Genomic DNA, 23,481 nt, shown 5'->3' with positions numbered 1-23,481 from the left:
GCTTAATGGACGTCTTTCCAGTACTCGCGCTTGAGCAGGTAGGCGAATACGAAGAAGAAGGCCAGGAACAGCAGGACATAGGTGCCGATGCGGTGAGAATCCAGCTTGTTCGGATCAGCCGAATAAGCCAGGAAGGTCACCAGGTTCTTCACCTTCTCGTCGAACTGAGCTTCGGTCAACTGGCCGGACTTCGGCACGATGGTCAGCTGATCGCAGGCCTCGTGGGTGATCGGAGTACCGGTCAGCGGATCGTATTGCTTCTTGCCGTCTTCGACGACCTGAATCTGCTTGCAGCCGACGACCTGACGACCCTGCAGGCTCACCAGCACGTTCGGCATGCCGACGTTCGGGAAGACCTTGTTGTTCACACCCCAAGGCCGCTTGGGATCTTCGTAGAACGAACGCAGGTAGGTGTACAGCCAGTCGGCGCCGCGAACACGGGCAACCAGGGTCAGGTCCGGCGGCGCAGCACCGAACCATACCTTGGCGTCAGCCGGCTTCATGCCGATGTCCATGTGGTCGCCGATCTTCGCCCCGGTGAACACCAGGTGGCTCATCATCAGCTCTTCCGGAATCCCCAGATCACGGCCGACACGCTCATAACGCTGAAACTTGGCGCTGTGGCAGCCCATGCAGTAGTTGGCGAAGGTACGCGCGCCATCCTGCATGGCAGCCTTGTCGGTCAGGTCGATATCGACGCGATCAAGGGCTGGGCCATGGCCTTCGGCGGCGAAGCCGAAGACAGGCAGCAGAGCCAGAACAAATGCAGCGAATTGCTTTTTCATCAGCCAGTCACCCTTTCCGGAACCGGTTTGGTTTTCTCCATCCGGGTGTAGAACGGCATCAGGATGAAGAAGGCGAAATACAGAATGGTGCACAGGCGCGACAGGGTGGTGCCCAGCGGCGACGGCGCTTGCGAGCCGTAGTAGCCGAGGATCACGAACGACACCGCGAAGATCACCAGCCAGATCTTGCTCAGCCAGCCCTTGTAGCGGATCGAGCGAACCGGGCTACGGTCCAGCCATGGCAGCACGAACAGCACAGCGATGGCGGCACCCATGGCGATAACGCCCATCAGCTTGTCTGGAACGGCGCGCAGGATGGCGTAGAACGGCGTGAAGTACCAAACCGGGGCGATGTGATCCGGGGTCTTGAACTGGTTTGCCATCTCGAAGTTGGGCTTCTCGAGGAAGAATCCGCCCATTTCCGGGAAGAAGAAGATCACGGTGCAGAAGACGAACAGGAAGACCACGACACCGACGATGTCTTTCACGGTGTAGTACGGGTGGAACGGGATGCCGTCCAACGGAATGCCGTTCTCGTCCTTCTTCTTCTTGATGTCCACGCCATCGGGGTTGTTCGAGCCGACTTCGTGCAGCGCCAGGATGTGCAGTACGACCAGGCCGAGCAGGACGATCGGCAGTGCGATCACATGCAAGGCGAAGAAGCGGTTCAGGGTGATGCCGGAAATCAGGAAGTCACCACGGATCCACTGGGACAGGTCTTCACCGATCACCGGGATGGCGCCGAACAGCGAGATGATCACCTGGGCACCCCAGTAGGACATCTGGCCCCAGGGCAACAGGTAGCCCATGAAGGCCTCGGCCATCAGGGCGAGGTAGATCAGCATGCCGAAGATCCACACCAGCTCGCGCGGCTTCTGGTACGAACCGTACAGCAGGCCACGGAACATGTGCAGGTAGACGACCACGAAGAACGCCGATGCACCAGTGGAGTGCATGTAGCGGATAATCCAGCCGTAATCTACATCTCGCATGATGTACTCGACGGAAGCGAATGCCTCTTCCGCCGACGGGGTGAAACTCATGGTCAGCCAGATACCGGTGAGGATCTGGTTAACCAGGACCAACAGTGCGAGCGAGCCGAAGAAGTACCAGAAGTTGAAGTTCTTCGGGGCGTAGTACTTGCTCAGATGGTCTTCCCACATCTTGGTCGCTGGGAAGCGGGCATCGACCCAAGCCATGAACTTATTCATCAGGCTTTCTCCTGGTCCACGCCGATAGTGATGACATCATCAGCATCGTAGGTATAAGGCGGAATCGGCAGATTCAGAGGAGCAGGCTGCCCCTTGTAAACACGGCCGGCGAGGTCGTAATGGGAGCCGTGACACGGGCAGAAATAACCGCCCTTCCAGTCCGGACCGAGGTCCGCGGGAGCGACTTCCGGGCGGAAGGTCGGCGAGCAGCCCAAGTGGGTGCAGATACCGACGATCACTGCCAGTTCAGGCTTGATCGAACGCAGCTTGGGATCGACATACGTCGGCTGTTCCGACGCCTTCGACTCGGGGTCGGCCAATTGCCCGTCGAGAGTCGGCAGCGCGTCCAGCATTTCCTTGGTGCGATGCACCAGGAATACCGGCTTGCCGCGCCACTCGGCCACGACCTGCTGGCCCGGCTCGATCTTCCCTACGTTGACCTTCACCGGCGCGCCAGCGGCCTTCGCCTTGGCACTGGGGAACCATGACCCCACGAACGGGACCGCAGCTCCGACCGCTCCTGCCGCACCTACCACCGAAGTGGCCGCGACAAGGAAGCGACGCCGGCCTGCATTCACGCCGTCATTACTCATTCAGTCGTCTCCCATCAGCTTCAAGCCTGTTCAATTCAGGCTTTTAAGTAAAAATTCGAGCCGCGCAAAAAATTCGCCAAATGGTAAAGAAAAGCCCCTGTGATGACAAGGTAATAGCCTGTTACGCAACCCTTGGAACCCTTGCGCCGCGCGGCCTGCGCAGATGCGACACCTTGCCGCACGAACTTATTGAAGACATAAAAAAACGCCCAGTCCAAAAGAACTGGGCGTTTTTTTCGAAGCGTCGTATTAACGCTTGGAGTACTGCGGACGCTTACGCGCCTTACGCAGACCGACTTTCTTACGTTCAACTTCGCGAGCGTCGCGAGTGACGTAGCCGGCCTTACGCAGCGAGCTGCGCAGGGTCTCGTCGTACTCGATCAGAGCGCGGGTGATACCGTGACGGATCGCACCGGCCTGGCCGCTTACGCCACCGCCAACAACGGTCACGTAGATATCGAACTTCTCGGTGTTCTCGGTCAGCTCGAGCGGCTGACGGACAACCATGCGAGCGGTCTCACGACCGAAGAACTGCTCGATGGAGCGGTTGTTGATGGAGATTTTGCCAGTGCCCGGACGCAGGAAGACGCGAGCGGTAGCGGTCTTACGACGGCCAGTGCCGTAATTTTGAGTCGCCGACATGATGAGCTATCCCGTTAAATCTTCAGTTCTTGAGGCTGCTGAGCGGTGTGCGGGTGGTTGGCACCCTTGTACACTTTCAGCTTGCGGTACATGTCGCGGCCCAGCGGGTTCTTCGGCAGCATGCCTTTGACGGCAGTTTCGATGACGCGCTCAGGAGCCTTGGCGATCAGCTTCTCGAAGTTGATCGACTTGATACCGCCCGGGAAGCCCGAGTGATGGTAGTACATCTTGTCGGTAGCTTTGGCGCCAGTGACACGAACCTGCTCGGCGTTGATGACGACGATGTAGTCGCCGGTGTCAACGTGCGGGGTGTATTCCGGCTTGTGCTTGCCGCGCAGGCGGGTAGCAATCTCGGTAGCCAGACGACCCAGGGTCAGGCCAGCAGCGTCGACGACGAACCAGTCGCGCTTAACAGTTTCTGGTTTCGCGGTATAAGTTTTCATTCGTATAGCCTCAGGGGCCGCCTGAAAATAAGACGGCGAATCTTACTGGACAGTGGTTGCCTTGACAAGTCAAGGACAGCCGAAGACAGACACGAATTGGGGCTCGGGTCGGTGTGCGTCCGTAACGACTAGATGTATCAATCGGCAGGCTTTGGCATCCCCCACCGATGAAAGGCTGCGGAATTATGCAGATTCCGGCAGAATTTTCAACTGTATGACGCACTTGTTTTCATGAGGAGACCTGCATGGAGTACCGCCCGCTCGGCCGCACCGAACTGAAAGTCAGCGCCTTGTGCCTGGGAACCATGACCTGGGGCGAGCAGAACACGCAAAGCGAAGCCTTCGCGCAGATCGAGCGAGCCAAGGCCGCTGGTCTGAATTTCATCGATACTGCCGAGATGTATCCGGTTCCGCCGCGCGCGGAAACCTACACCCGCACCGAACAGATCATCGGCAACTGGTTCACCCAACGTGGCGATCGCGCCGACTGGGTGCTCGCCAGCAAGATCGCCGGCCCCGGAAACTCCATCAGCCATATCCGTGACGGCCAGCCGAAACAGGACCGCAAGAATATCGTTGCGGCGCTGGATGGCAGCCTCAAGCGCCTGCAGACCGACTGGATCGACCTCTACCAGTTGCACTGGCCCGAGCGCAGCACCAACTTCTTCGGCCAGTTGGGCTATCAGCACAAGGAAGAAGGCTTCACGGCGCTGGAGGACACCCTGGAAGCCCTCGACGAGCAGGTCCGCGCCGGCAAGATCCGCCATATCGGCCTGTCCAACGAGACGCCCTGGGGCACCATGCGCTTCCTGCAGATCGCCCAGGAGCGCGGCTGGCCACGCGCCGTGTCGATCCAGAACCCCTACAACTTGCTCAACCGCAGCTTCGAGGTAGGCCTTGCGGAAATTGCCATCCGCGAGCAGATCGGCCTCCTCGCCTACTCGCCCCTGGCCTTTGGCATGCTTTCGGGCAAGTACTTCGGCGGCGCGCGCCCAGCCAATGCGCGCATCAGCCTGTTCAGCCGCTTCACCCGCTACACCAATCCGCAGAGCGAGGCTGCCTGCGACCGTTACGTGAGCCTGGCTCGCGAGCACGGCCTGGACCCGGCGCAGATGGCCCTGGCCTTCGTCACCAGCCGGCCGTTCGTGACCAGCAATATCATCGGCGCCACCAACCTCGAACAGCTGGAAGTCAACTTAGACAGCTTCGACCTGAAGCTCTCTGACGAGGTGCTGGCCGATATCGAAGCGATCCACAAGGACCAGCCGAACCCGGCGCCATAAACCCCTCCTTTGAAGGAGCGAGCTTGTTCGCGAACGGTTAGTCGGGCGCTGGCGGCGTCAGACGCTTCGCGAGCAAGCTCGCTCCTACAGGAATGGGCATTTACAGCGCGCGGGCGATGATCTCCTTCATGATTTCGTTGGTGCCGGCATAGATGCGTTGCACCCGCGCATCGGCCCAGGCTCGGGCAATCGGGTACTCCCACATGAAGCCGTAGCCGCCGTGCAACTGCACGCACTCATCGAGGACCTTGCACTGCAGGTCGGTGGTCCAGTACTTGGCCATCGCCGCCGTGGGCACATCCAGCTTGCCCTCCAGGTGCTGCTCCAGGCAGCGGTCGACGAAGACGCGGCCGACCTGGATTTCGGTGGCCATTTCCGCGAGCTTGAAGCGCGTGTTCTGGAAGTCCGCGACGGATTTTCCGAAGGCCTTGCGATCGCGGGTGTAGTCCAGCGTCCATTTCAACGCCGCCTCGGCCGAGGCCAACGCACCAAGGGCCACGGTCAGGCGCTCCTGGGGCAGCTCCTGCATCAGGTAGATGAACCCCTGCCCGTCCTTGCCCAGCAGGTTTTCCTTGGGAATTCGCACGTCCTGGAAGAACAGCTCGGAGGTGTCCTGGGCCTTCATGCCGACCTTTTCCAGGCGCTTGCCCTTGCTGAAGCCCGGCGTGCCGGCCTCCACCAGGAACAGGCTGGTGCCCTTGGCGCCAGCCTTGGGGTCGGTCTTGGCGACCACGATCACCAGATCGGCCAGCCAGCCGTTGGTGATGAACGTCTTCGAGCCGTTAATCACGTACTCGTCACCCTCCAGCACCGCAGTGGTCTTCACGCCCTGCAGGTCGGAACCGGCACCCGGCTCGGTCATGGCGATGGCCGATACCATCTCGCCGGAGATCAGCTTCGGCAGGTAGCGCTGCTTCAGCTCCTCGCTGCCGTAGTGAAGGATGTAGGGCGCAACGATGTCCGAATGCAAGGAGAAACCGATGCCGGTCAGGCCCAGGCGGCCAACCTCCTCGATCACCACGGCGCTGTAGAGAAAATCCGCCGCCATGCCGCCATAGGCCTCGGGCAGGTGCGAGCAGAGCATCCCGGCTTCACCGGCCTTGTTCCACAGCTGACGGTCGATGTGACCGTCCTTTTCCCACTGGGCATGGAAGGGCACCGCCTCCTGTTCAAGAAACTTGCGGACGCTGTCGCGGAACAGCTCGTGGTCGGAACTGAACAGGGTTCTAGGAATCATGCGGTGCACCTGCGAATCGATTGTAGGAATTATTGGAATGCCGACTGTAGGCCAGCATGAACCGCTCTGCACTGGACACTTTCGCCAAAAAATAAGACGATCCAGCCGCAGCATGACCGCTTTAGCGTCATGCCAAGACATCCATAAGAAGTACAAGAACCGATGCCCAATCCAGCTTCCCGAGTGCTGCGCCGTGTCAGCATTCTCGCCACCCATGGCGTCTTCGGCTCCACGCTGATGCAGGCCAAGGATTTCTTCCACATGGCCGCCCTGCGCCATGGCCGCCAACAGGGCCTCGGCCTGCAGCCCAGCTTCGAGACCCGCATCGTCAGCCCCGACGGCCAGCCAGTGATGAGCTTCAGCGGCGACCTGCTGCCCGTGCACGGCGCCCTGGACGATCCGGAGCTGGTCATCCTCCCAGCCTTCTGGGGCGACTTCGACGAACTGCTCACGCTGTACCCGCAGGTAATGCCCTGGCTGCGCGAGCGCCACGCAGCGGGCTGCGTACTCTGCGGAGAAGTGTCCGGGGTGTTCTGGCTGGCCGAGGCGGGCCTGCTGGACGGCAAGGAAGCGACCACCTACTGGCGCTTCTTCCGCGAATTCGCCGAGCGTTATCCCAGGGTGCTGCTCAACCAGGACAAGCACATCGCCGACGCCGACAACATCTACAGCGCCAGCGGCCTGACCTCGGTGCGCGACCTGTATATCTACCTGATCGAGCATTTCTGCGGCGCCGCCGTGGCCCAGGGCGTGGCCCGCGACATCCTCTATGAGGTGCAACGAAGCTACACGCCGGGCCGCCTGGGTTTCGGTGGGCAGAAACTGCACCACGACCCGGCGATCCTGCAGATCCAGCATTGGCTGGAAGAACACTTCTGCGACAAGTTCCGCTTCGAGGACGTCGCCCGCGAGCACGGCATGAGCATCCGCAATTTCATGCGGCGCTTCCAGGCGGCCACTGGCGACAAGCCGCTGCATTACCTGCAGCGGCTGCGCATCGAGACCGCACGCAACCTGCTTTCCACCAGCCGCAAGAGCATCAAGACCATCAGCTACGAAGTCGGCTACGACGATGCCAGCTTCTTCGCCCGCCTGTTCAGACAGCACACCGGGCTGTCGCCGAATCATTACCGGCGCCAGTACGAACAAAAGGAAACCTGAAACAGGCCATCCCTAGGATGGGTTCATGGACTCGGGTGCCGCCCTATGATCTGGGCAGTTTTCGACAACAAGAACCCAACGGGATATCGCCATGCGCCGCTTTCTGCTTGCCCTGCTGGCCGTCTTCAGCCTGAACGCTGTGGCGGACGACACCTGGAAACCCTTCCCCTACGACCAGAGCGCCTTCGACTACAGCGGCGACAAGCTGCGTGAGGCCTGGCCGCGGCTGACCCGAGGCTTCGGCGCCAACTACCCCTTCCCGGATGCGGACTGGGTGGTGACCATGGCCACGAAGCATCCCGAAGCCCTGGAGAAGACCGTGATCGCCGGCACCGGTTTCAGCGGCAAGCCGGAAGAGGCGCAGGTCTACGCCGAGAAGCTGCAGGACGTGTGGCGCAAGGTGTTCCGTGGTGACTTCGCCCAGGCCAAGAAGGACGGCCTCGCATTGGGCGTCGGCGGGCAGGTGCCGGGCATGTTCGCCCAGGTGCTCTACGCCCTGTTCCTCGCGCCGAACCAGGACGAGAAGCAGCGCCTGCTGGAGGAAGTCATCCGCTACACCGACGAGGCCGGTCCGCTGCTCAACGCCGACCCTATCGCCCAGTTCGGCCGCGCCTATGCCAAGGCGCGCCTGGCCGAGGACCTGCCAGTGCCGGTGGTGCTCAAGCGCGGCTACACCCGCGAGATTCCCAAGGAACTGGACGGCCTGCTGGCCCAGCAGCCGAACCAGCCGTTCGCCCTGGCGCTCTACGGCGGCTATGAGGCTGGCGTGATCCGCAAGGTCGGCAAGCTGGTGGGCAAGATGACCTACGGGGTCAGCGCCGACAAGATGGAGCAGTACTTCGCCCGCTCCTTCCGCGCTTCCGACGATCTGCCCATCGGCCACTACGAATACGCCAACGCGCTGGGCTATGTGTACGGCGAGGACGAGGAACAGAAGGCGCTGGAGCAACTGAAGAAAGCCGTGGCGATCAAACCGATCAATGCCATGGAGGCGCTGGAAGTCGTCCACGCCCAGCAATTGCTGAAGAAGGCGCAGCAGGAAATGGCGCAGCGCTGATTCTTTACCTGTAGGAGCGAGCTTGCTCGCGAACATATCACCGGCAGCTCCGGCGCCAGGCAATTCGCGAGCAAGCTCGCTCCTACGAACAGCACAAACGAAGAAGGCTGCCCGAGGGCAGCCTTTTCGTTCACCGAACCGTCAGGGACGGTGCGGGCGGCTCAGGTATTCGTGGGACTGCATTTCCAGCAGGCGGCTCAGGGTGCGCTGGAATTCGAACTCCAGGCGGCCACCGGTGTACAGATCCTTGAGCTCCACCTCGGCGGAGAGGATCAGCTTGACGTTGCGGTCGTAGAACTCGTCCACCAGGTTGATGAAGCGGCGGGCCATGTCGTCCTTGGCCACGCCCATCTGCTCGACATTGGAAATCAGGATCGCGTGGAAGATCTTCGCCAGTTCGATGTAGTCGTTCTGGCTGCGCGGGCCATCGCACAGCTCGCGGAATTCGAACCAGGCCACGTCATCACAGGTCAGGCGCGCGCGGATTTCGCGATTCTCGATCATCAGCACGTCGTCGCGGGTGGCGCCAGCGCACTCCGGAGTCAACGCCTTGAAGTCACGAGCCATGGCCTGGTCGGCCTGCTCGGACAGCGGCCAGTGGTACAACTCGGCCTGCTCCAGGGCGCGCAGTCGGTAATCCACGCCGCTGTCGACGTTGACCACCTCGGTGTGCTGCTTGACCAGCGCAATCGCCGGCAGGAAGCGGGCGCGCTGCAGGCCATCCTTGTAAAGGCCGTCCGGCACGATGTTGGAAGTCGCTACCAGGCTGACGCCGTTCTTGAACAGCTCGTCCAGCAGGGTCGCGAGGATCATCGCGTCGGTAATGTCGGAGACGAAGAACTCGTCGAAGCAGATCACCCGCGCTTCGTCGGCAAAGCGCTTGCCGATGATGGTCAACGGGTTCTTCTCGCCCTTGAGGGTCTTCATTTCCTCATGGACGCGCTTCATGAAGCGGTGGAAGTGCGTGCGCATCTTCTGCTTGAACGGCAGCGCTTCGAAGAAGGTATCCACCAGGTAGGTCTTGCCACGGCCGACGCCGCCCCAGAAATACAGGCCCTTCACCGGCACCTGGGACTTCTTGCCCAGCAGCTTGCCGAACAGTCCGGACTTGCCCTTGTCGGCAGCGACAAGGTCGTCGTAGAGGCGTTGCAGGTGCTTCACGGCATTGGCTTGCGCCGCGTCGTGAAAGAAGTCGGGGCGTTTCAGATCTTCCTGGTAGCGCTGAAGAGGCGTCATGATCGGTAGCAAGGCAACGAAAACGGGGGCGCACACTTTAGCGGCGCCCCCGTTGCTTGGCAATTGGCCGGTAGTCGGACCGGCCTGCCAATCCGTCACTCCTGGGGAGCGAGGGCCTCGCGCAGGCGCTGCATGGCAGCGTCGCGCTCCGCGTCGGTGGAGAATTCCGGGCTATAGGCCACGGCTTTGCCATCCAGGCGCACGCTGAAGGAACTCAGCTCGGCGTGCAGGTCCAGCTCCTCGGTCTGCAGGCGCTTGGTCACCTGCCCCGCAGCCTTGCCATCGGCGAAGGCGACAGACAGCAGCAGTTGCTCGCCAGCAGCGTCCAGCAGGCGGAAGCGGAAGCCGTCGTCCTCGCGGAAGCTGACGAAACGCGCCGCCTTGGCGGCCTTCTTCTTGCCTTCGCCCGCCACTTGTACCTGCTCGCGGAACGAGCGCAGGCCCACGGCCTCGCGCAGTTCGCCGAGGAACGGGGTGGCAGTGCGACGGGCCTTGGCAGCACCGTCCAGCAGGATATCTTCCAGGTCGGCCGGGCGGGTGATCAGCGCGTGGTAGCGCTCGCGGGCCTCGCCCAGCTCGTTATCGAGCAGCTCGAACAGGCGCTGTTTGGCTTCGCCCCAGGCCAGGCCGCCGAGCAGCTCGGCGCGGAACGCCGCCTGTTGCTCGTGGGTGGAGAAGGCCTGGTAGAGGGTGAACAGGTGCGAGTTGTCCGGGTCCTTCGGCTCGCCCGGCGCGCGGGAGTCGGTGACGATGCGCGCCACGGCGTCCTTGAGCTGCTTGGCGCTGCCAAACAGCGGAATGGTGTTGTCGTAGCTCTTGGACATCTTGCGACCGTCCAGGCCCGGCAGGGTCGCCACGTCTTCCTCGATCACCACCTCGGGCAGGGTGAACAGCTCCTTGCCGTTGCCGAACAGGTGGTTGAAGCGCTGGCCGATATCGCGGGCCATCTCCACATGCTGGATCTGGTCACGGCCGACCGGCACCTTGTGCGCGTTGAACATCAGGATGTCCGCGGCCATCAGCACCGGGTAGCTGTACAGGCCCATGGTGACGCCAGCGTCCGGGTCTTCGCCGGCCTCGACATTCTTGTCCACCGAGGCCTTGTAGGCGTGGGCGCGGTTGAGCAGGCCCTTGGCGCTGACGCAGGTGAGCAGCCAGGTCAGTTCGGGAATTTCGGGAATATCGGACTGGCGATAGAAAGTCGCCTTGTCAGCATCCAGGCCGCAGGCCAGCCAGGTGGCGGCAATTTCCAGACGCGAGCGCTGGATGCGCGTCGGGTCATCGCACTTGATCAGTGCGTGGTAGTCGGCCAGGAAGTAGAAGGAATCTGCCTGCGGATCGCGGCTGGCAACGATGGCCGGGCGGATAGCGCCGGCGTAGTTGCCCAGGTGCGGAGTACCGGTGGTGGTGATGCCGGTCAGGATACGGGTCGTCATGGGAATCCAGGAATCAACACAAATGAAATGGCGGGCCGGATGGTAACGCGGCGCGGTGGCCTAGGCGAGCCGCGCCTGTATCAGGTCCTTGAGCTCGATCAGCTTGCCGTGGAAGAAATGGCTGCACTCCGCGACGCGAATCAGCTCGTGGGGCTTGCTCAGCTCGGCGCTCCAGGCGTAGACGCGCTCAGGCGTGACCACTTCGTCCGCTTCCGGCTGGATCACCGTGAGCGGGCAGCGCTCAGGCAGGTCGACGTCGAAGCGCTCCACCGGCGGCGCCAGCATGAACAGTTGCGCCAGCTCGGCGCCCTCCTCCTCCAGGCGCTCGGCGGCATTGCCGGCCACGCAGGAGCCGAAGGAGAAGCCCATCAGCGTCAGCGGCAGCTCCGGATGCTGCTCGGCGAGCCAGCGCGCAGCGGCCAGCGCGTCGTCGATCTCACCGCGGCCTTCGGCATAACTGCCGGCGCTCTGACCCACGCCACGAAAATTGAAACGCAGGGTGGCGTATCCTGCATCCCGCGCGGCGCGTTGCAGGGTGGCGACCACCTTGTTCTGCATCGTACCGGCGAACAGCGGGTGCGGATGACAGATCAGCGCCACGCCCTTGGCGTCTGGCGTGGCGAGGTGCAGGGCTTCCAACTGGCCGTCGGGACCGTCGAGGAACAGGGGGATTTCGCGGGTGGACAAGCAACAGCTCCGTGACCCCGTGGCGGGTCGTCTCGTCTAGCTCAATACCTGCGCAGGCGGCGAAGCATTCGCCACGGTATACAAGCACAGGTGCAAGCCGCTAACGTAAAGCAAAGCCGTCTATAGAGGAAGGATTCGCGTGGAACAGTCCCTCACCACCTGGTTGCTGCCGCTACTCGCCCTGATCGTCGGGGTTGGCATCGGCTTCCTGATCGCCCGTCTGCTGCCCAACGCCGCGCCGAACAAGCTGCAGCGTCAGGTCGACGACATGCAGGATCGTTTCGATAGCTACCAGCGCGAAGTGGTGACCCACTTCAGCACCTCTGCCAGCCTGATGAAGAAGCTCACCCAGAGCTATCAGGATGTGCAGGATCACCTGTCCGAAGGCGCCGAGCGCCTGGCCCTGGACGAACAGACCAAGCAGCGCCTGCTGGCCGCCCTGCATGCCGACGAATACCCCGAGCGCCGCGAGCGCCTGACGCCGCCGGCGAACAACGAAGTACCGAAGGACTATGCGCCCAAGACCGGCGACGGCCCGGGCACGCTGGACGAAACGTACGGGCTGAAAAGCAAATACTGAAGCCCCAGCACCCTGAAAAAGCCCCGCCTCGGCGGGGCTTTTTCATGCGCAAATGTGCCGCCTAGCGAACCGCCAGATACCCGATCATCCAGGACAGGTTCGCGAGCAAGCTCGCCCCTACCCAGAGCAAAAGAAAAAGCCCCGCAGATGCGGGGCTTCTTCCATTCAGCGTTACGCGGTCAGATCGCACCGCGCTGGCGGAGCAGGTCGATGACAGCCTTGACGCCCTCTTCCACCGACTGGCTCTGGGTGTCGATCACCAGATCGGCATCCAGTGGCACGTCGAACGGGAAGGACTCGCCCGGGATGTTGTCATGGCCGGCCGCGTACAGACCCTGCGGGTCGCGCTCACGGCAGACCTGCGGGGAAGCCTGGACGTAGACAGTGACCAGACGATCGGCACCGATCAGCGTCTTGGCGCGTTCACGACCTTCGGCGCTTGGGGCGACGAAGGCGCACAGGCTGATCAGGCCCGCTTCGTTGAACTGCTTGGCTACATGGGCAGTACGCAGCCAGTTCTCGGTGCGCCCGGCGCGGTCCTGCGGCAGCCCCTTGTTCAGGTCATGACGCAGGTTCTGGCCGTCCAGCACGTAAACAGCGCGGCCCATGTCGAACAACTTGCGCTCCAGGGCGTAGGCCAGGGTGCTCTTGCCTGCGCCGGAGAGACCGCTGAACAGCACGGTAGCCGGCTGCTGGCCGAAGCGTGCGGCGCGCTCCTCGCGAGCTACGTGGGCATTCGCACCGTGATGGGTGCTGGTGCCATGGCTCGCTTGCGGTGCAGCGATGATCATGCCGGCACCGACCGTGCCGTTGGTGAGGCGATCGATAACGATGAAGGCGCCAGTGGTGCGGTTCTGGCCATAGCCATCCAGCGCAATGGACGCATCCAGGCTGACCTTCACGCGGGCGATCTCGTTGAGCTTGAGTTCGCTGGCCGGAGTCTCTTCCAGGGTGTTCACGTCCACCTTGTGGGTGATGCTCGGAATCGAGCCCGGCACGTAGCTGGTGGCGCGTTTGATGTCGTACTTCTTGCCCGGCAGCATCGGCTCTTCGGCCATCCACACCAACATGGCGTCGAAGCCGTCGGTGACCTGCGGGCGATTGTCGGCATGCACCAGCATGTCGCCGCGGGAGACGTCGATCTCGTCTTCCAGGGTCAGGGTGACGGCCTGGCCCGGGCCGGCCTGCTCCAGTTCACCTTCGTAAGTGACGATGGACTTGACCTTGCTGCCCTTGCCCGACGGCAGGGCGATGACTTCGTCACCCTTGCGCACGATGCCGCTCGCCAGGGTGCCGGCGAAGCCACGGAAGTTCAGGTTCGGGCGATTGACGTACTGCACCGGGAAGCGCATGTCGTCGAGGTTGCGGTCGCCCGCGACTTCCACGGTCTCGAGGATTTCCATCAGCGACTGGCCGGTGTACCACGGCGAGCGCTCGGACTTGTTGACCACGTTGTCGCCCTTCAGCGCCGACATCGGCACGAAGTGCAGGGAATTGGTCTTGAGATTGATCTTCTGCGCGAACTGCAGATAGTCGGCTTTGATCTGCTCAAACACGCCCTGGTCGAAACCCTTGAGGTCCATCTTGTTGATGGCGACGACGATGTGCTTGATGCCCAGCAGCGAGGCGATGAAGCTGTGCCGGCGGGTCTGGGTCTGCACGCCGTAGCGGGCGTCGATCAGGATGATGGCCAGGTCGCAGGTGGACGCGCCGGTGGCCATGTTGCGGGTGTACTGCTCATGGCCGGGGGTGTCGGCGATGATGAACTTGCGCTTGGCGGTGCTGAAGTAGCGGTACGCCACGTCGATGGTGATGCCCTGCTCGCGCTCGGCCTGCAGGCCGTCCACCAGCAGCGCCAGGTCGACGTCATCGCCGGTGGTGCCGACTTTCTTCGAGTCGCGGGTGATGGCTTCGAGGTGGTCCTCGTAGATCATCTTGGAGTCATGCAGCAGGCGCCCGATCAGGGTGCTCTTGCCGTCGTCGACGTTGCCGCAGGTGAGGAAGCGCAACAGTTCCTTGCGCTCGTGCTGGGCCAGGTAGGCGAGGATGTCCTCGCTGATCAGATCGGATTGATGCGACATGGTGCGAGAACCTTAGAAGTAGCCCTGACGTTTCTTTTCTTCCATCGAGCCGGCAGCGTCGTGGTCGATGACCCGGCCCTGGCGCTCGGAAGTCCGCGTCAGCAGCATTTCCTGGATGATTTCCGGCAGCGAGGTAGCGGTGGACTCCACCGCGCCGGTCAGCGGGTAGCAGCCCAGGGTGCGGAAACGCACCATCTTCTTCTGGATGCTGGCCTTCTGCTCTGGCGTGAGGTGCTCGAGGATGCGCTCGTCGTCGATCATGATCAGCGAGCCGTTCATCTCGATGACTTCGCGCTCGGCGGCGAAGTACAGCGGCACGATCGGGATCTGCTCCAGGTAGATGTATTGCCAGATGTCCAGCTCGGTCCAGTTCGACAGCGGGAAGACGCGGATCGATTCGCCCTTCTTCACCTTGCCGTTGTAGACGTTCCACAGCTCCGGACGCTGGTTCTTCGGGTCCCAGCGGTGCTTGCTGTCACGGAAGGAGTAGACGCGCTCCTTGGCGCGGGACTTCTCCTCGTCGCGGCGAGCACCACCGAAGGCGGCGTCGAAACCGTGCTTGTCGAGGGCCTGCTTGAGGCCTTCGGTCTTCATGATGTCGGTGTGCTTGGCGCTGCCGTGGGTAAACGGGTTGATGTCCTGAGCCACGCCATCGGGGTTGATGTGGGTGATCAGGTCCAGACCCAGTTCCTCGACCATCTTGGTGCGGAAACTGTACATCTCCTGGAATTTCCAGCGGGTGTCGACGTGCATCACCGGGAAAGGCAGCTTGCCGGGGAAGAAGGCCTTGCGCGCGAGGTGAAGCATCACCGCGCTGTCCTTGCCGATCGAGTACAGCATCACCGGGTTGTCGAACTCGGCGGCGACCTCGCGGATGATGTGGATGCTCTCGGCCTCCAGCTGTTTCAGATGCGTCAGTTTGTCGACCATGGCTACTCACGGAATTGCTTATGGACGGCCGGCGGGCCGTAGACGAGGGCGCACTCTATCACAGCACAAGGCTCTAACCGGGGCGCCGGTTATACCGAAAAAATATACCGATATAGCCATACGCGCTCAGTGTTCAAAGCGGTGTCGCGCCCGCCGGCGGAGTATGCCAAAGCACCGGCCGACGCTGCCCGGAAGGGCTCTTCGAGCACCGTCCTCAGACGGATGGACAAGGACGATGAGGACTTTTCCTGCAACAGACTCGCACTGTCCCGGCTTGTACCCGCACGGCACTGCGCTAGCATAGCGGCACGTTTTCCTGCCCCAGAAGATTCCCCATGCGCCGCATCGCTTACACCCTGCCTTTGCTCGTCCTCATCTCCGCATGCAGCAGCAAACCGACCCCCGCTCCACAGCCGGCCCAGAAGCCGAAGACGCCCACCCTGATCACGCCCAGCGCCCACCCGGCGTTCGGCTCGGTGCAGCCGATCACCCCGCTGCGCGGCGACTTCGCCGGCAACGCCAGCGCCCAACGTTTCATCGACCGCATGGTGAGCCAACACAATTTCAATCGTCAGGACCTGCAGGACCTGTTCGCCCAGACCCGCGAGCTGGACTGGGTGATCCGCCTGATGGATCGCCAGGCGCCGACCTACACCGCTCCCAGCGGCCCGAACGGCGCCTGGCTGCGCTACCGGAAGAAGTTCATCACCCCAGACAACGTGCAGAAGGGTGTGCAGTTCTGGAACGAGTACGAAGCCGACCTGCAGCGCGCCTCGCGTACCTACGGCGTGCCGGCGGAAATCATCGTCGGCATCATCGGCGTGGAAACCCGCTGGGGCCGCGTGATGGGCAAGACGCGGATCATCGATGCGCTCGCCACCCTGTCGTTCTCCTACCCGCGCCGCGCCGAATTCTTCAGCGGCGAGCTGGAGCAGTTCCTCCTGCAGGCACGCAAGGAAGGCGACAACCCACTGGAGATGCGCGGCTCCTATGCCGGCGCCATGGGCTACGGGCAATTCATGCCCTCCTCCTTCACCCAATACGCGGTGGACTTCGACGGCGACGGCCACCGCGACCTGTGGAACCCGCGCGATGCCATCGGCAGCGTGGCCAACTACTTCAAGCAGCACGGCTGGATTACCGGCGACGCGGTGGCGATCCCGGCCATCGGCCAGGCCCGCTCGCTGGAAGATGGTTTCAAGACCCAGTACCCGATCAGCGTGCTGTCTTCTGCCGGCCTGCGCCCGCAAGGCTCGCTGGGCAATCACCAGAGCGCCAGCCTGCTGCGCCTGGACATGGGCAACACCTACCAGTACTGGTACGGCCTGCCGAACTTCTTCGTGATCACCCGCTACAACCACAGCACCCACTACGCCATGGCGGTGTGGGAACTGGGCAAGGCGGTGGATCGGCAGCGCCACGGTTACCGCTGAGGCAGTTACGAAAAAGGCCGACTCATTGAGTCGGCCTTTTTCATTGCCGCGGGGATGGATCTCCACGTATAGGAGCGAGGGGGACGCCATCGTTATTGTTCGCGAACCCTTGCGCCGTGCCCGGGCTTTTCGCGAGCAAGCTCGCTCCTACAAGGAAAACCGCTGCGTCAGGCCGGGTTCGGGCAATCGATGAACAGGTGCTCGAGGGCGAAGCGCTTGGCCAGGTAATCCCCCAGCGCCTGTACACCATAGCGCTCGGTGGCGTGATGGCCGGCGGCGATGAAGCTGATGCCGTTTTCCCGCGCGCTGTGCACGGTCTGCTCGGAGACTTCGCCGGTCAGGTAGGCATCAACGCCCGCAGCAATCGCCTGGTCGATGTAGCCCTGGGCGCCACCGGTGCACCAGGCTATGCGCCGAATCGGCTGCCCGCCATCGACCAACAGCGGCTCACGCCCCAGCACGTCACGCACATGGATGGCCAGGTCGCTCGGCAACAGGGGCTCCGGCAACGAGCCAACCAGCACGATGGAGCGCGGGTTGCCCGGCTCCAGCGGCCCTTCGATCTCGAAGCCGAGCTGACGTCCCAGTTGCGCGTTGTTGCCCACTTCGCCATGCAGGTCCAGCGGCAGGTGATAGGCCAGTAAGCTGATGTCATGGCTCAGCAGGGTCTTCAGACGACGCTGCTTCATGCCCACGACGCGAGCGTCCTCGCCCTTCCAGAAGTAACCGTGATGGACCAGCACCACATCGGCATCCGCCTCCACGGCAGCATCCAGCAACGCCTGGCTGGCGGTGACGCCGGAAACGATGCGACGCACCTGCGGGCGACCCTCGACCTGCAGGCCGTTGGGGCAATAATCCTGGATCTTCGCCGCGTCCAAAAAGCGGTCCGCTTCCTCGACCAGCGTGCTCAGTGCGATTGCCATCGAAATTCCTCCAACATCGGCTGCGAGCGTCTATTTTCTTGGCTCGCCGCCCGTATAATGGCCGCCACCCTATCGGCCATCCCCCGGCCAAGCAACCCCAAGGATTTTCTTCGATGCTGAAGGCCCTGCGTTTCCTCGGCTGGCCCGTGCTGGTTGGCGTCCTGTTGGCGCTACTGATCATCCAGCATAACCCGCAATGGGTCGGCCTTCCGCAGCAGGAAGTGCATTTGCAGCAGGCTCCGCTGCTCAGCCGCCTCCAGCAGGGCCCGGCCAGCTACGCCGACGCCGTGACCCGCTCTTCGCCCGCCGTGGCCAACCTGTACACCACCAAGATGGTCAGCAAGCCGAACAACTCGATGCTCGACGATCCGCTGTTCCGGCGCTTCTTCGGCGATAACCTGCCACAGCAGAAGCGCATGGAATCGAGCTTGGGTTCGGCGGTGATCATGAGCCCCGAAGGCTACCTGCTGACCAACAACCATGTGACCGCCGGCGCTGACCAGATTGTCGTGGCCCTGCGCGACGGTCGCGAGACCATCGCCCGCCTGGTGGGCAGCGACCCCGAGACCGACCTTGCGGTGCTGAAGATCGACCTCAAGGACCTGCCATCGATCATGCTCGGTCGCTCCGACGGCATCCGCACCGGCGACGTCTGCCTGGCCATCGGCAACCCCTTCGGCGTCGGGCAGACCGTCACCATGGGTATCATCAGCGCCACCGGCCGCAACCAACTGGGCCTGAATACCTACGAAGACTTCATCCAGACCGACGCGGCGATCAACCCGGGCAACTCCGGCGGCGCGCTGGTGGACGCCAACGGCAATCTGATCGGCATCAACACTGCGATCTTCTCCAAGTCCGGCGGCTCCCAGGGTATCGGCTTCGCCATCCCGACCAAGCTGGCGCTGGAGGTCATGCAGTCGATCATCGAGCACGGCCAGGTGATTCGTGGCTGGCTCGGCGTCGAAGTACAGCCGCTGCCCCCTGAACTGGCCGAATCCTTCGACCTCAAGGACAAGGCCGGCATCGTCGTCGCCGGCGTCTACCGCGACGGCCCAGCCGCCAAGGCCGGCCTGCTGCCGGGCGACATCATCCTGAACATCGACGGCGAAGCCGCTAGCGATGGCCGCCGCTCGATGAACCAGGTGGCACGCACCAAGCCGGGCGAGAAGATCACCATCGAAGTGCTGCGCAACGGCAAGCCGGTGACGCTCAACGCCGAAGTCGGCCTGCGTCCGCCGCCCGCCCCCAACGGCAATTGATGCAGCCCTCTTTTCCACAGCAATGAAAAACGGCGCCCGAGGGCGCCGTTTTCTTTTGCAGTAACAGCCTTACAGCTTCAGCCGCAGGGCATCCACCAGAGCCTGGTTCTGCTCCTCGGTGCCGATGCTGATACGCAGGAACTGGTTGATCCGTTGCTGCTTGAAGTGACGCACGATCACGCCCTCCTCGCGCAGGGCAGCAGCCAGTTCGGCACCGTCGCGCTGCGGGTGGCGGGCGAAGATGAAGTTCGCTGCCGACGGCAGTACGTCGAAGCCCAGCGTCTTCAGTTCAGCCACCAGTTTCTCGCGGCTGTGGATAACCGCGTTGCAGGTCTGCTCGAAGTAGGCCTGATCCTCAAAGGACGCTACCGCGCCGGCCAAGGCCAGGCGGTCCAGCGGGTAGGAGTTGAAGCTGTTCTTCACCCGCTCCAGCGCTTCGATCAGGTCTTCATGGCCGACCGCGAAGCCGACCCGCAGGCCGGCCAGCGAACGCGATTTGGACAGGGTCTGCGCCACCAGCAGGTTCGGGTAGCGATTGACCAGTGAGATCGCCGTCTCGCCACCGAAGTCGACGTAGGCTTCATCCACCAGCACCACGCTGTCCGGGCTGGCTTGCAGCAGGCGCTCGATGGCTTCGAGCGGCAGCAGGCAACCAGTGGGCGCGTTGGGATTGGGGAAGATGATGCCGCTGTTCGGGCGCGCGTAATCCTCGACGCGGATCTGGAACTGCTCGTCCAGCGCCAGCGCTTCGAAATCGATGCCGTAGAGACCGCAGTAGACCGGATAGAAGCTGTAGGTCACGTCGGGGAACAGCAGCGGCTTGCCGTGCTGGAACAGCGCGTGGAAGGCGTGAGCCAGGACCTCGTCCGAGCCGTTGCCGACGAAGACCTGAGCGGTCTTCACGCCGTGGTACTCGGCGATGGTCTGCTTGAGGCGGTCGGCGTTGGGGTCCGGGTACAGGCGCAGCGTGTCGTTCAGCTCGGCCTGGATCGCGGCGACCACCTTCGGCGAGGGGCCGTAGGGGTTCTCGTTGGTGTTCAGCTTGACCAGCTTGGCCAGCTTCGGCTGCTCGCCCGGAACGTAAGGCACCAGTTCCTTGACGAAGGGACTCCAGAACTTGCTCATGGGTTACTCACTCTTGCCGTCAAGGATGCGGAATTCGGCGCTGCGCGCGTGGGCGGTCAGTGACTCGCCACGGGCCAGGACCGAAGCGGTCTTACCCAGTTCGGAAGCGCCCGGTGCGGAGCAGAAGATGATCGAGGAACGCTTCTGGAAGTCGTACACGCCCAGCGGCGAGGAGAAGCGCGCGGTGCCGGAGGTCGGCAGCACGTGGTTCGGGCCGGCGCAGTAGTCGCCCAGTGCCTCGGCGGTGTAGCGGCCCATGAAAATGGCGCCGGCGTGGCGAATCTTCGGCAGCCAGCTTTCCGGGTCGGCCACCGACAGTTCCAGGTGCTCCGGGGCGATGCGGTTGGCGACCTGGCAGGCCTGCTCCTGGTCGGCGACCAGAATCAGCGCGCCCCGGTTGGTCAGCGAGGTGCGGATGATCTCGGCGCGCTCCATGGTCGGCAGCAGCTTCTCGATGCTGGCGGCGACCTTGTCGAGGAAGGCGGCGTCCGGGCTGACCAGGATCGACTGGGCGTCCTCGTCGTGCTCGGCCTGGGAGAACAGGTCCATGGCGATCCAGTCCGGGTCAGTGCCACCGTCGCAGACCACGAGGATCTCGGAGGGGCCGGCGATCATGTCGATGCCAACCTGACCGAATACATGGCGTTTGGCGGTAGCGACGTAGATGTTGCCCGGGCCGACGACCTTGTCCACCTGCGGCACGCTCTCGGTGCCATAGGCCAGCGCGGCCACGGCCTGGGCGCCACCGATGGTGAAGACGCGATCGACGCCGGCGATGCAGGCGGCGGCCAGGACGATCTCGTTGATTTCGCCACGCGGGGTCGGTACCACCATCACCACTTCGGCGACACCGGCGACCTTGGCCGGAATGGCGTTCATCAGCACGGAAGACGGATAGGACGCCTTGCCGCCGGGCACATATAGGCCGGCGCGGTCCAGCGGGGTGACCTGCTGGCCGAGCACGGTGCCGTCGGCTTCGGTGTAGCGCCAGGAGTCCTGCTTCTGCTTCTCGTGGTAGCTGCGCACGCGCTCGGCAGCGGTTTCCAGCGCCTCGCGCTGGGCCGGGGTGATACGGGTCAGGGCCAGTTCCAGGCGCTCGCGCGGCAGGATCAGGTCGGCCATGGTCTTGGCGTCGACGCCATCGAAACGTTGGGTGAACTCCACCACGGCGGCGTCGCCGCGCTTGCGTACGTCGGCGATGATGTCCAGCACACGCTGGTTCACCGACTCGTCGGACACGCTTTCCCAGGAGAGCAGATGGTCCAGATGACGCGCGAAGTCCGGATCGGCGGCGTTGAGTCGACGGAGTGCGAAGGGTGCGGTCATAGCTGGCCTCTTTAATTGGCATGATCTCGGGCGCCGCAAGACTATCAAGCCTTCCGTGCGGGCACCCGAGAAAATTTGGCTATGACACGGATAGGCGTCTGCGGCCAGGGCCGCAGTGATTATCAGTGACGGTGTCGAGCGTCGACGGCTTCGCGCAGGGTGTCGATCAGCGCCTGGATGCGCGCGTGCTGCATCTTCATCGAGGCTTTGTTCACGACCAGGCGCGAGCTGATATGCGCGATCAGATCCTGAGGCTCCAGGCCATTTGCACGCAAGGTGTTACCGGTATCGACCACGTCGATGATCTTGTCGGCGAGGCCGACCAGCGGCGCCAGCTCCATGGAGCCGTACAGCTTGATCACATCGACCTGGCGGCCCTGTTCGGCGTAGTAGCGCTTGGCGACGTTGACGAACTTGGTCGCCACGCGCAGGCGACCCTTGGGCTCCGACGCGCCGACCGCACCGGCGGTCATCAGCTTGCAGTTGGCGATCTTCAGGTCCAGCGGCTCGTAGAGGCCCTGGCCACCGTACTCCATGAGTACGTCCTTGCCCGCCACGCCGAGGTCGGCGGCGCCGTGCTCGACGTAGGTCGGAACGTCGGTGGCGCGCACGATCAGCAGGCGCACGTCATCGAGGGTGGTGGGGATGATCAGTTTGCGGCTCTTGTCCGGATTCTCGGTCGGCACGATACCTGCCGCTGCAAGCAGCGGCAGGGTGTCGTCGAGGATACGGCCCTTGGACAGGGCAATCGTCAGCATGGTCTGGCTCAGCCCTAGCCCGGTACGCGGCGAATCTTCGCCCCGAGCAATTGCAGTTTCTCTTCGATGCACTCATAGCCACGATCGATGTGGTAGATGCGGTCGATCAGGGTGTCGCCTTCTGCCACCAGGGCAGCGATGACCAGGCTGGCGGAGGCACGCAGATCGGTCGCCATGACCGGTGCACCCTTGAGCTGCGGAACGCCGGTGACGATGGCGGTATTGCCTTCGACCAGGATCTGCGCACCCATGCGGTTCATTTCGTAGACGTGCATGAAGCGGTTCTCGAACACGGTCTCGATGACCGCGCCGGTACCTTCGGCGATGGCGTTCAGGGAGATGAACTGCGCCTGCATGTCGGTGGGGAATGCCGGGTACGGCGCGGTGCGGAGGTTCACCGCCTTCGGCCGGTTGCCCTTCATGTCCAGCTCGATCCAGTTGCTGCCGGTCGTGATGTGCGCGCCGGCTTCGACCAGCTTGGCCAGCACGGCCTCGAGGATGGTCGGATCGGTGTCCTTGAGCTTGACGCGGCCACCGGTAGCGGCAGCAGCGGCCAGGTAGGTGCCGGTCTCGATGCGGTCGGGCATGACGCTGTACTTGGCGCCGCCACCCAGACTTTTTACACCGTTGATCACGATGGTATCGGTGCCCGCGCCCTGCACATCACCGCCCATGGCGTTGATGAAGTTGGCCAGGTCGACGACCTCAGGCTCGCGCGCGGCGTTTTCCAGCACGGAGCGGCCATTGGCAAGGGCTGCGGCCATCATGATGTTCTCGGTACCGGTCACGCTGACGGTATCGAAGAAGAAGTGCGCGCCACGCAGACCGCCGGCCGGAGCCTTGGCCTTGATGTAGCCGCCTTCGACGGTGATCTGCGCGCCCATGGCCTCGAGGCCGCGGATGTGCAGGTCCACCGGACGCGAACCGATGGCACAACCGCCGGGCAGCGCGACTTCGGCCTCACCGAAGCGGGCAACCATCGGGCCGAGCACCAGGATCGACGCACGCATGGTTTTCACCAGCTCGTAGGGCGCCACCAGGGTCTTGATGGTGCTGGCGTCGACTTCGACATTGAGCTTCTCGTCGATGACCGGCTGCACGCCCATGCGACCGAACAGTTCGATCATGGTGGTGATGTCGTGCAGGTGCGGCAGGTTGCAGACGGTCACCGGAGTGTCCGCCAGCAGGGTTGCGGCGAGGATCGGCAGCGCCGAGTTCTTCGCGCCGGAGATGCGGATCTCGCCATCGAGACGAGTACCGCCGGTAATAATCAGTTTATCCATTGCTAT

At 63.0% G+C, this 23,481-nt stretch carries 22 protein-coding genes; 6 read left to right on the top strand and 16 right to left on the bottom strand.

From position 1 onward, the window contains the following. Positions 1-2: 2 nt before the first annotated feature. The 5 genes from CTR55_RS06270 to rplM all read right to left on the bottom strand — a co-directional run bounded on the left by CTR55_RS06270 (position 3) and on the right by rplM (position 3,674). A complete protein-coding gene (locus tag CTR55_RS06270; RefSeq protein WP_296285064.1) occupies positions 3-785 on the bottom strand; it encodes a cytochrome c1 in 783 nt (260 codons plus the stop codon). After that, positions 785-1,996 carry a cytochrome bc complex cytochrome b subunit gene (locus CTR55_RS06265; RefSeq protein WP_015475860.1) on the bottom strand — a complete coding sequence of 404 codons (1,212 nt, stop codon included), beginning with the start codon at positions 1,994-1,996 and terminating at the stop codon, positions 785-787. The genes CTR55_RS06270 and CTR55_RS06265 overlap by 1 nt, the downstream gene beginning before the upstream one ends. Continuing rightward, a complete protein-coding gene (petA, locus tag CTR55_RS06260; protein WP_296285063.1) occupies positions 1,996-2,589 on the bottom strand; it encodes a ubiquinol-cytochrome c reductase iron-sulfur subunit in 594 nt (197 codons plus the stop codon). The genes CTR55_RS06265 and petA overlap by 1 nt, the downstream gene beginning before the upstream one ends. Positions 2,590-2,838: 249 nt before the next feature. Then, positions 2,839-3,231: a 30S ribosomal protein S9 gene (gene rpsI, locus CTR55_RS06255; protein ID WP_015475858.1), complete on the bottom strand. Its 393-nt coding sequence runs from the start codon at positions 3,229-3,231 to the stop codon at positions 2,839-2,841. A gap of 14 nt (positions 3,232-3,245) precedes the next feature. After that, complete coding sequence (gene rplM, locus CTR55_RS06250; RefSeq protein WP_015475857.1) at positions 3,246-3,674, bottom strand: 50S ribosomal protein L13; 429 nt, start codon at positions 3,672-3,674, stop codon at positions 3,246-3,248. A gap of 245 nt (positions 3,675-3,919) precedes the next feature. On the opposite strand from rplM, the gene CTR55_RS06245 reads away from it, so the two are divergent. Then, the gene (locus tag CTR55_RS06245) at positions 3,920-4,957 is read left to right on the top strand and encodes an NADP(H)-dependent aldo-keto reductase (RefSeq protein ID WP_296285062.1); all 1,038 of its coding nucleotides are present in this window, start codon (positions 3,920-3,922) and stop codon (positions 4,955-4,957) included. Positions 4,958-5,057: 100 nt separating this feature from the next. Here CTR55_RS06245 and CTR55_RS06240 read toward each other — a convergent pair whose 3' ends face one another. Further along, complete coding sequence (locus CTR55_RS06240; protein WP_296285061.1) at positions 5,058-6,203, bottom strand: acyl-CoA dehydrogenase family protein; 1,146 nt, start codon at positions 6,201-6,203, stop codon at positions 5,058-5,060. Between the two features lie 252 nt (positions 6,204-6,455). Between CTR55_RS06240 and CTR55_RS06235 the strand changes: the two genes are divergently transcribed. Both CTR55_RS06235 and CTR55_RS06230 read left to right on the top strand, forming a co-directional pair. Then, positions 6,456-7,355, top strand: coding sequence for a GlxA family transcriptional regulator (locus CTR55_RS06235; RefSeq protein WP_296286475.1), 900 nt, complete (start codon positions 6,456-6,458; stop codon positions 7,353-7,355). A 91-nt stretch (positions 7,356-7,446) separates the two neighbouring features. Continuing rightward, positions 7,447-8,412 carry a hypothetical protein gene (locus CTR55_RS06230; protein WP_296285060.1) on the top strand — a complete coding sequence of 322 codons (966 nt, stop codon included), beginning with the start codon at positions 7,447-7,449 and terminating at the stop codon, positions 8,410-8,412. A gap of 141 nt (positions 8,413-8,553) precedes the next feature. Here CTR55_RS06230 and zapE read toward each other — a convergent pair whose 3' ends face one another. From zapE to CTR55_RS06215, 3 genes are all read right to left on the bottom strand, one after another. Then, entirely contained in the window at positions 8,554-9,648 is a 1,095-nt protein-coding gene (zapE, locus tag CTR55_RS06225; protein WP_296285059.1) for a cell division protein ZapE, read from the bottom strand. Positions 9,649-9,743: 95 nt separating this feature from the next. Beyond that, positions 9,744-11,084 carry a tryptophan--tRNA ligase gene (locus CTR55_RS06220; protein ID WP_296285058.1) on the bottom strand — a complete coding sequence of 447 codons (1,341 nt, stop codon included), beginning with the start codon at positions 11,082-11,084 and terminating at the stop codon, positions 9,744-9,746. A 60-nt stretch (positions 11,085-11,144) separates the two neighbouring features. Then, positions 11,145-11,771 (bottom strand): alpha/beta hydrolase, encoded by a 627-nt coding sequence (locus CTR55_RS06215; protein WP_296285057.1) that lies wholly within the window; start codon positions 11,769-11,771, stop codon positions 11,145-11,147. Between the two features lie 139 nt (positions 11,772-11,910). Between CTR55_RS06215 and CTR55_RS06210 the strand changes: the two genes are divergently transcribed. Next, positions 11,911-12,351, top strand: a complete 441-nt coding sequence (locus CTR55_RS06210; RefSeq protein WP_296285056.1) for a DUF1043 family protein — start codon at positions 11,911-11,913, stop codon at positions 12,349-12,351. A 179-nt stretch (positions 12,352-12,530) separates the two neighbouring features. Here the strand turns inward: CTR55_RS06210 and cysN are convergent, their stop codons facing one another. Both cysN and cysD read right to left on the bottom strand, forming a co-directional pair. Beyond that, the gene (cysN, locus tag CTR55_RS06205; RefSeq protein ID WP_296285055.1) at positions 12,531-14,432 is read right to left on the bottom strand and encodes a sulfate adenylyltransferase subunit CysN; all 1,902 of its coding nucleotides are present in this window, start codon (positions 14,430-14,432) and stop codon (positions 12,531-12,533) included. A gap of 12 nt (positions 14,433-14,444) precedes the next feature. After that, positions 14,445-15,362, bottom strand: coding sequence for a sulfate adenylyltransferase subunit CysD (gene cysD / locus CTR55_RS06200; protein ID WP_045209600.1), 918 nt, complete (start codon positions 15,360-15,362; stop codon positions 14,445-14,447). Positions 15,363-15,697: 335 nt separating this feature from the next. Between cysD and mltB the strand changes: the two genes are divergently transcribed. Next, positions 15,698-16,795, top strand: a complete 1,098-nt coding sequence (gene mltB, locus CTR55_RS06195) for a lytic murein transglycosylase B (RefSeq protein ID WP_296285054.1) — start codon at positions 15,698-15,700, stop codon at positions 16,793-16,795. Positions 16,796-16,962: 167 nt separating this feature from the next. Here mltB and CTR55_RS06190 read toward each other — a convergent pair whose 3' ends face one another. Beyond that, positions 16,963-17,721 (bottom strand): Nif3-like dinuclear metal center hexameric protein, encoded by a 759-nt coding sequence (locus CTR55_RS06190; RefSeq protein ID WP_296285053.1) that lies wholly within the window; start codon positions 17,719-17,721, stop codon positions 16,963-16,965. 113 nt (positions 17,722-17,834) lie between these two features. Between CTR55_RS06190 and algW the strand changes: the two genes are divergently transcribed. Further along, positions 17,835-18,983, top strand: a complete 1,149-nt coding sequence (gene algW / locus CTR55_RS06185) for a Do family serine endopeptidase AlgW (RefSeq protein ID WP_296285052.1) — start codon at positions 17,835-17,837, stop codon at positions 18,981-18,983. Positions 18,984-19,052: 69 nt separating this feature from the next. On the opposite strand, the gene hisC is transcribed toward algW, so the two are convergent. From hisC to murA, 4 genes are all read right to left on the bottom strand, one after another. Further along, positions 19,053-20,108, bottom strand: coding sequence for a histidinol-phosphate transaminase (gene hisC / locus CTR55_RS06180; RefSeq protein ID WP_296285051.1), 1,056 nt, complete (start codon positions 20,106-20,108; stop codon positions 19,053-19,055). Between the two features lie 3 nt (positions 20,109-20,111). Further along, on the bottom strand, positions 20,112-21,434 hold the full coding sequence (gene hisD, locus CTR55_RS06175) for a histidinol dehydrogenase (RefSeq protein WP_296285050.1): 1,323 nt from the start codon (positions 21,432-21,434) through the stop codon (positions 20,112-20,114). Between the two features lie 122 nt (positions 21,435-21,556). Beyond that, positions 21,557-22,192, bottom strand: a complete 636-nt coding sequence (hisG, locus tag CTR55_RS06170) for an ATP phosphoribosyltransferase (protein ID WP_296285049.1) — start codon at positions 22,190-22,192, stop codon at positions 21,557-21,559. A 14-nt stretch (positions 22,193-22,206) separates the two neighbouring features. Beyond that, positions 22,207-23,475 (bottom strand): UDP-N-acetylglucosamine 1-carboxyvinyltransferase, encoded by a 1,269-nt coding sequence (murA, locus tag CTR55_RS06165; protein WP_296285048.1) that lies wholly within the window; start codon positions 23,473-23,475, stop codon positions 22,207-22,209. Positions 23,476-23,481: the final 6 nt, after the last annotated feature.

Source organism: Pseudomonas sp. (assembly GCF_002796985.1).
Lineage (GTDB): Bacteria > Pseudomonadota > Gammaproteobacteria > Pseudomonadales > Pseudomonadaceae > Pseudomonas.
This window is presented reverse-complemented; position numbering and strand designations above follow the sequence as displayed.

Bases quoted from the DNA above. Each gene is read 5' to 3' on its own strand.
- mltB (WP_296285054.1), top strand. From the start codon at position 15,698: ATGCGCCGCATCGCTTACACCCTGCCTTTGCTCGTCCTCATCTCCGCA.
- murA (WP_296285048.1), bottom strand. From the start codon at position 23,475: ATGGATAAACTGATTATTACCGGCGGTACTCGTCTCGATGGCGAGATC.
- cysD (WP_045209600.1), bottom strand. From the start codon at position 15,362: ATGGTCGACAAACTGACGCATCTGAAACAGCTGGAGGCCGAGAGCATC.
- rplM (WP_015475857.1), bottom strand. From the start codon at position 3,674: ATGAAAACTTATACCGCGAAACCAGAAACTGTTAAGCGCGACTGGTTC.
- CTR55_RS06220 (WP_296285058.1), bottom strand. From the start codon at position 11,084: ATGACGACCCGTATCCTGACCGGCATCACCACCACCGGTACTCCGCAC.
- CTR55_RS06245 (WP_296285062.1), top strand. From the start codon at position 3,920: ATGGAGTACCGCCCGCTCGGCCGCACCGAACTGAAAGTCAGCGCCTTG.
- zapE (WP_296285059.1), bottom strand. From the start codon at position 9,648: ATGACGCCTCTTCAGCGCTACCAGGAAGATCTGAAACGCCCCGACTTC.
- algW (WP_296285052.1), top strand. From the start codon at position 17,835: ATGCTGAAGGCCCTGCGTTTCCTCGGCTGGCCCGTGCTGGTTGGCGTC.
- CTR55_RS06190 (WP_296285053.1), bottom strand. From the start codon at position 17,721: ATGGCAATCGCACTGAGCACGCTGGTCGAGGAAGCGGACCGCTTTTTG.
- CTR55_RS06235 (WP_296286475.1), top strand. From the start codon at position 6,456: ATGGCCGCCCTGCGCCATGGCCGCCAACAGGGCCTCGGCCTGCAGCCC.
- petA (WP_296285063.1), bottom strand. From the start codon at position 2,589: ATGAGTAATGACGGCGTGAATGCAGGCCGGCGTCGCTTCCTTGTCGCG.
- hisG (WP_296285049.1), bottom strand. From the start codon at position 22,192: ATGCTGACGATTGCCCTGTCCAAGGGCCGTATCCTCGACGACACCCTG.
- CTR55_RS06270 (WP_296285064.1), bottom strand. From the start codon at position 785: ATGAAAAAGCAATTCGCTGCATTTGTTCTGGCTCTGCTGCCTGTCTTC.
- CTR55_RS06230 (WP_296285060.1), top strand. From the start codon at position 7,447: ATGCGCCGCTTTCTGCTTGCCCTGCTGGCCGTCTTCAGCCTGAACGCT.
- hisD (WP_296285050.1), bottom strand. From the start codon at position 21,434: ATGACCGCACCCTTCGCACTCCGTCGACTCAACGCCGCCGATCCGGAC.
- CTR55_RS06265 (WP_015475860.1), bottom strand. From the start codon at position 1,996: ATGAATAAGTTCATGGCTTGGGTCGATGCCCGCTTCCCAGCGACCAAG.
- cysN (WP_296285055.1), bottom strand. From the start codon at position 14,432: ATGTCGCATCAATCCGATCTGATCAGCGAGGACATCCTCGCCTACCTG.
- rpsI (WP_015475858.1), bottom strand. From the start codon at position 3,231: ATGTCGGCGACTCAAAATTACGGCACTGGCCGTCGTAAGACCGCTACC.
- hisC (WP_296285051.1), bottom strand. From the start codon at position 20,108: ATGAGCAAGTTCTGGAGTCCCTTCGTCAAGGAACTGGTGCCTTACGTT.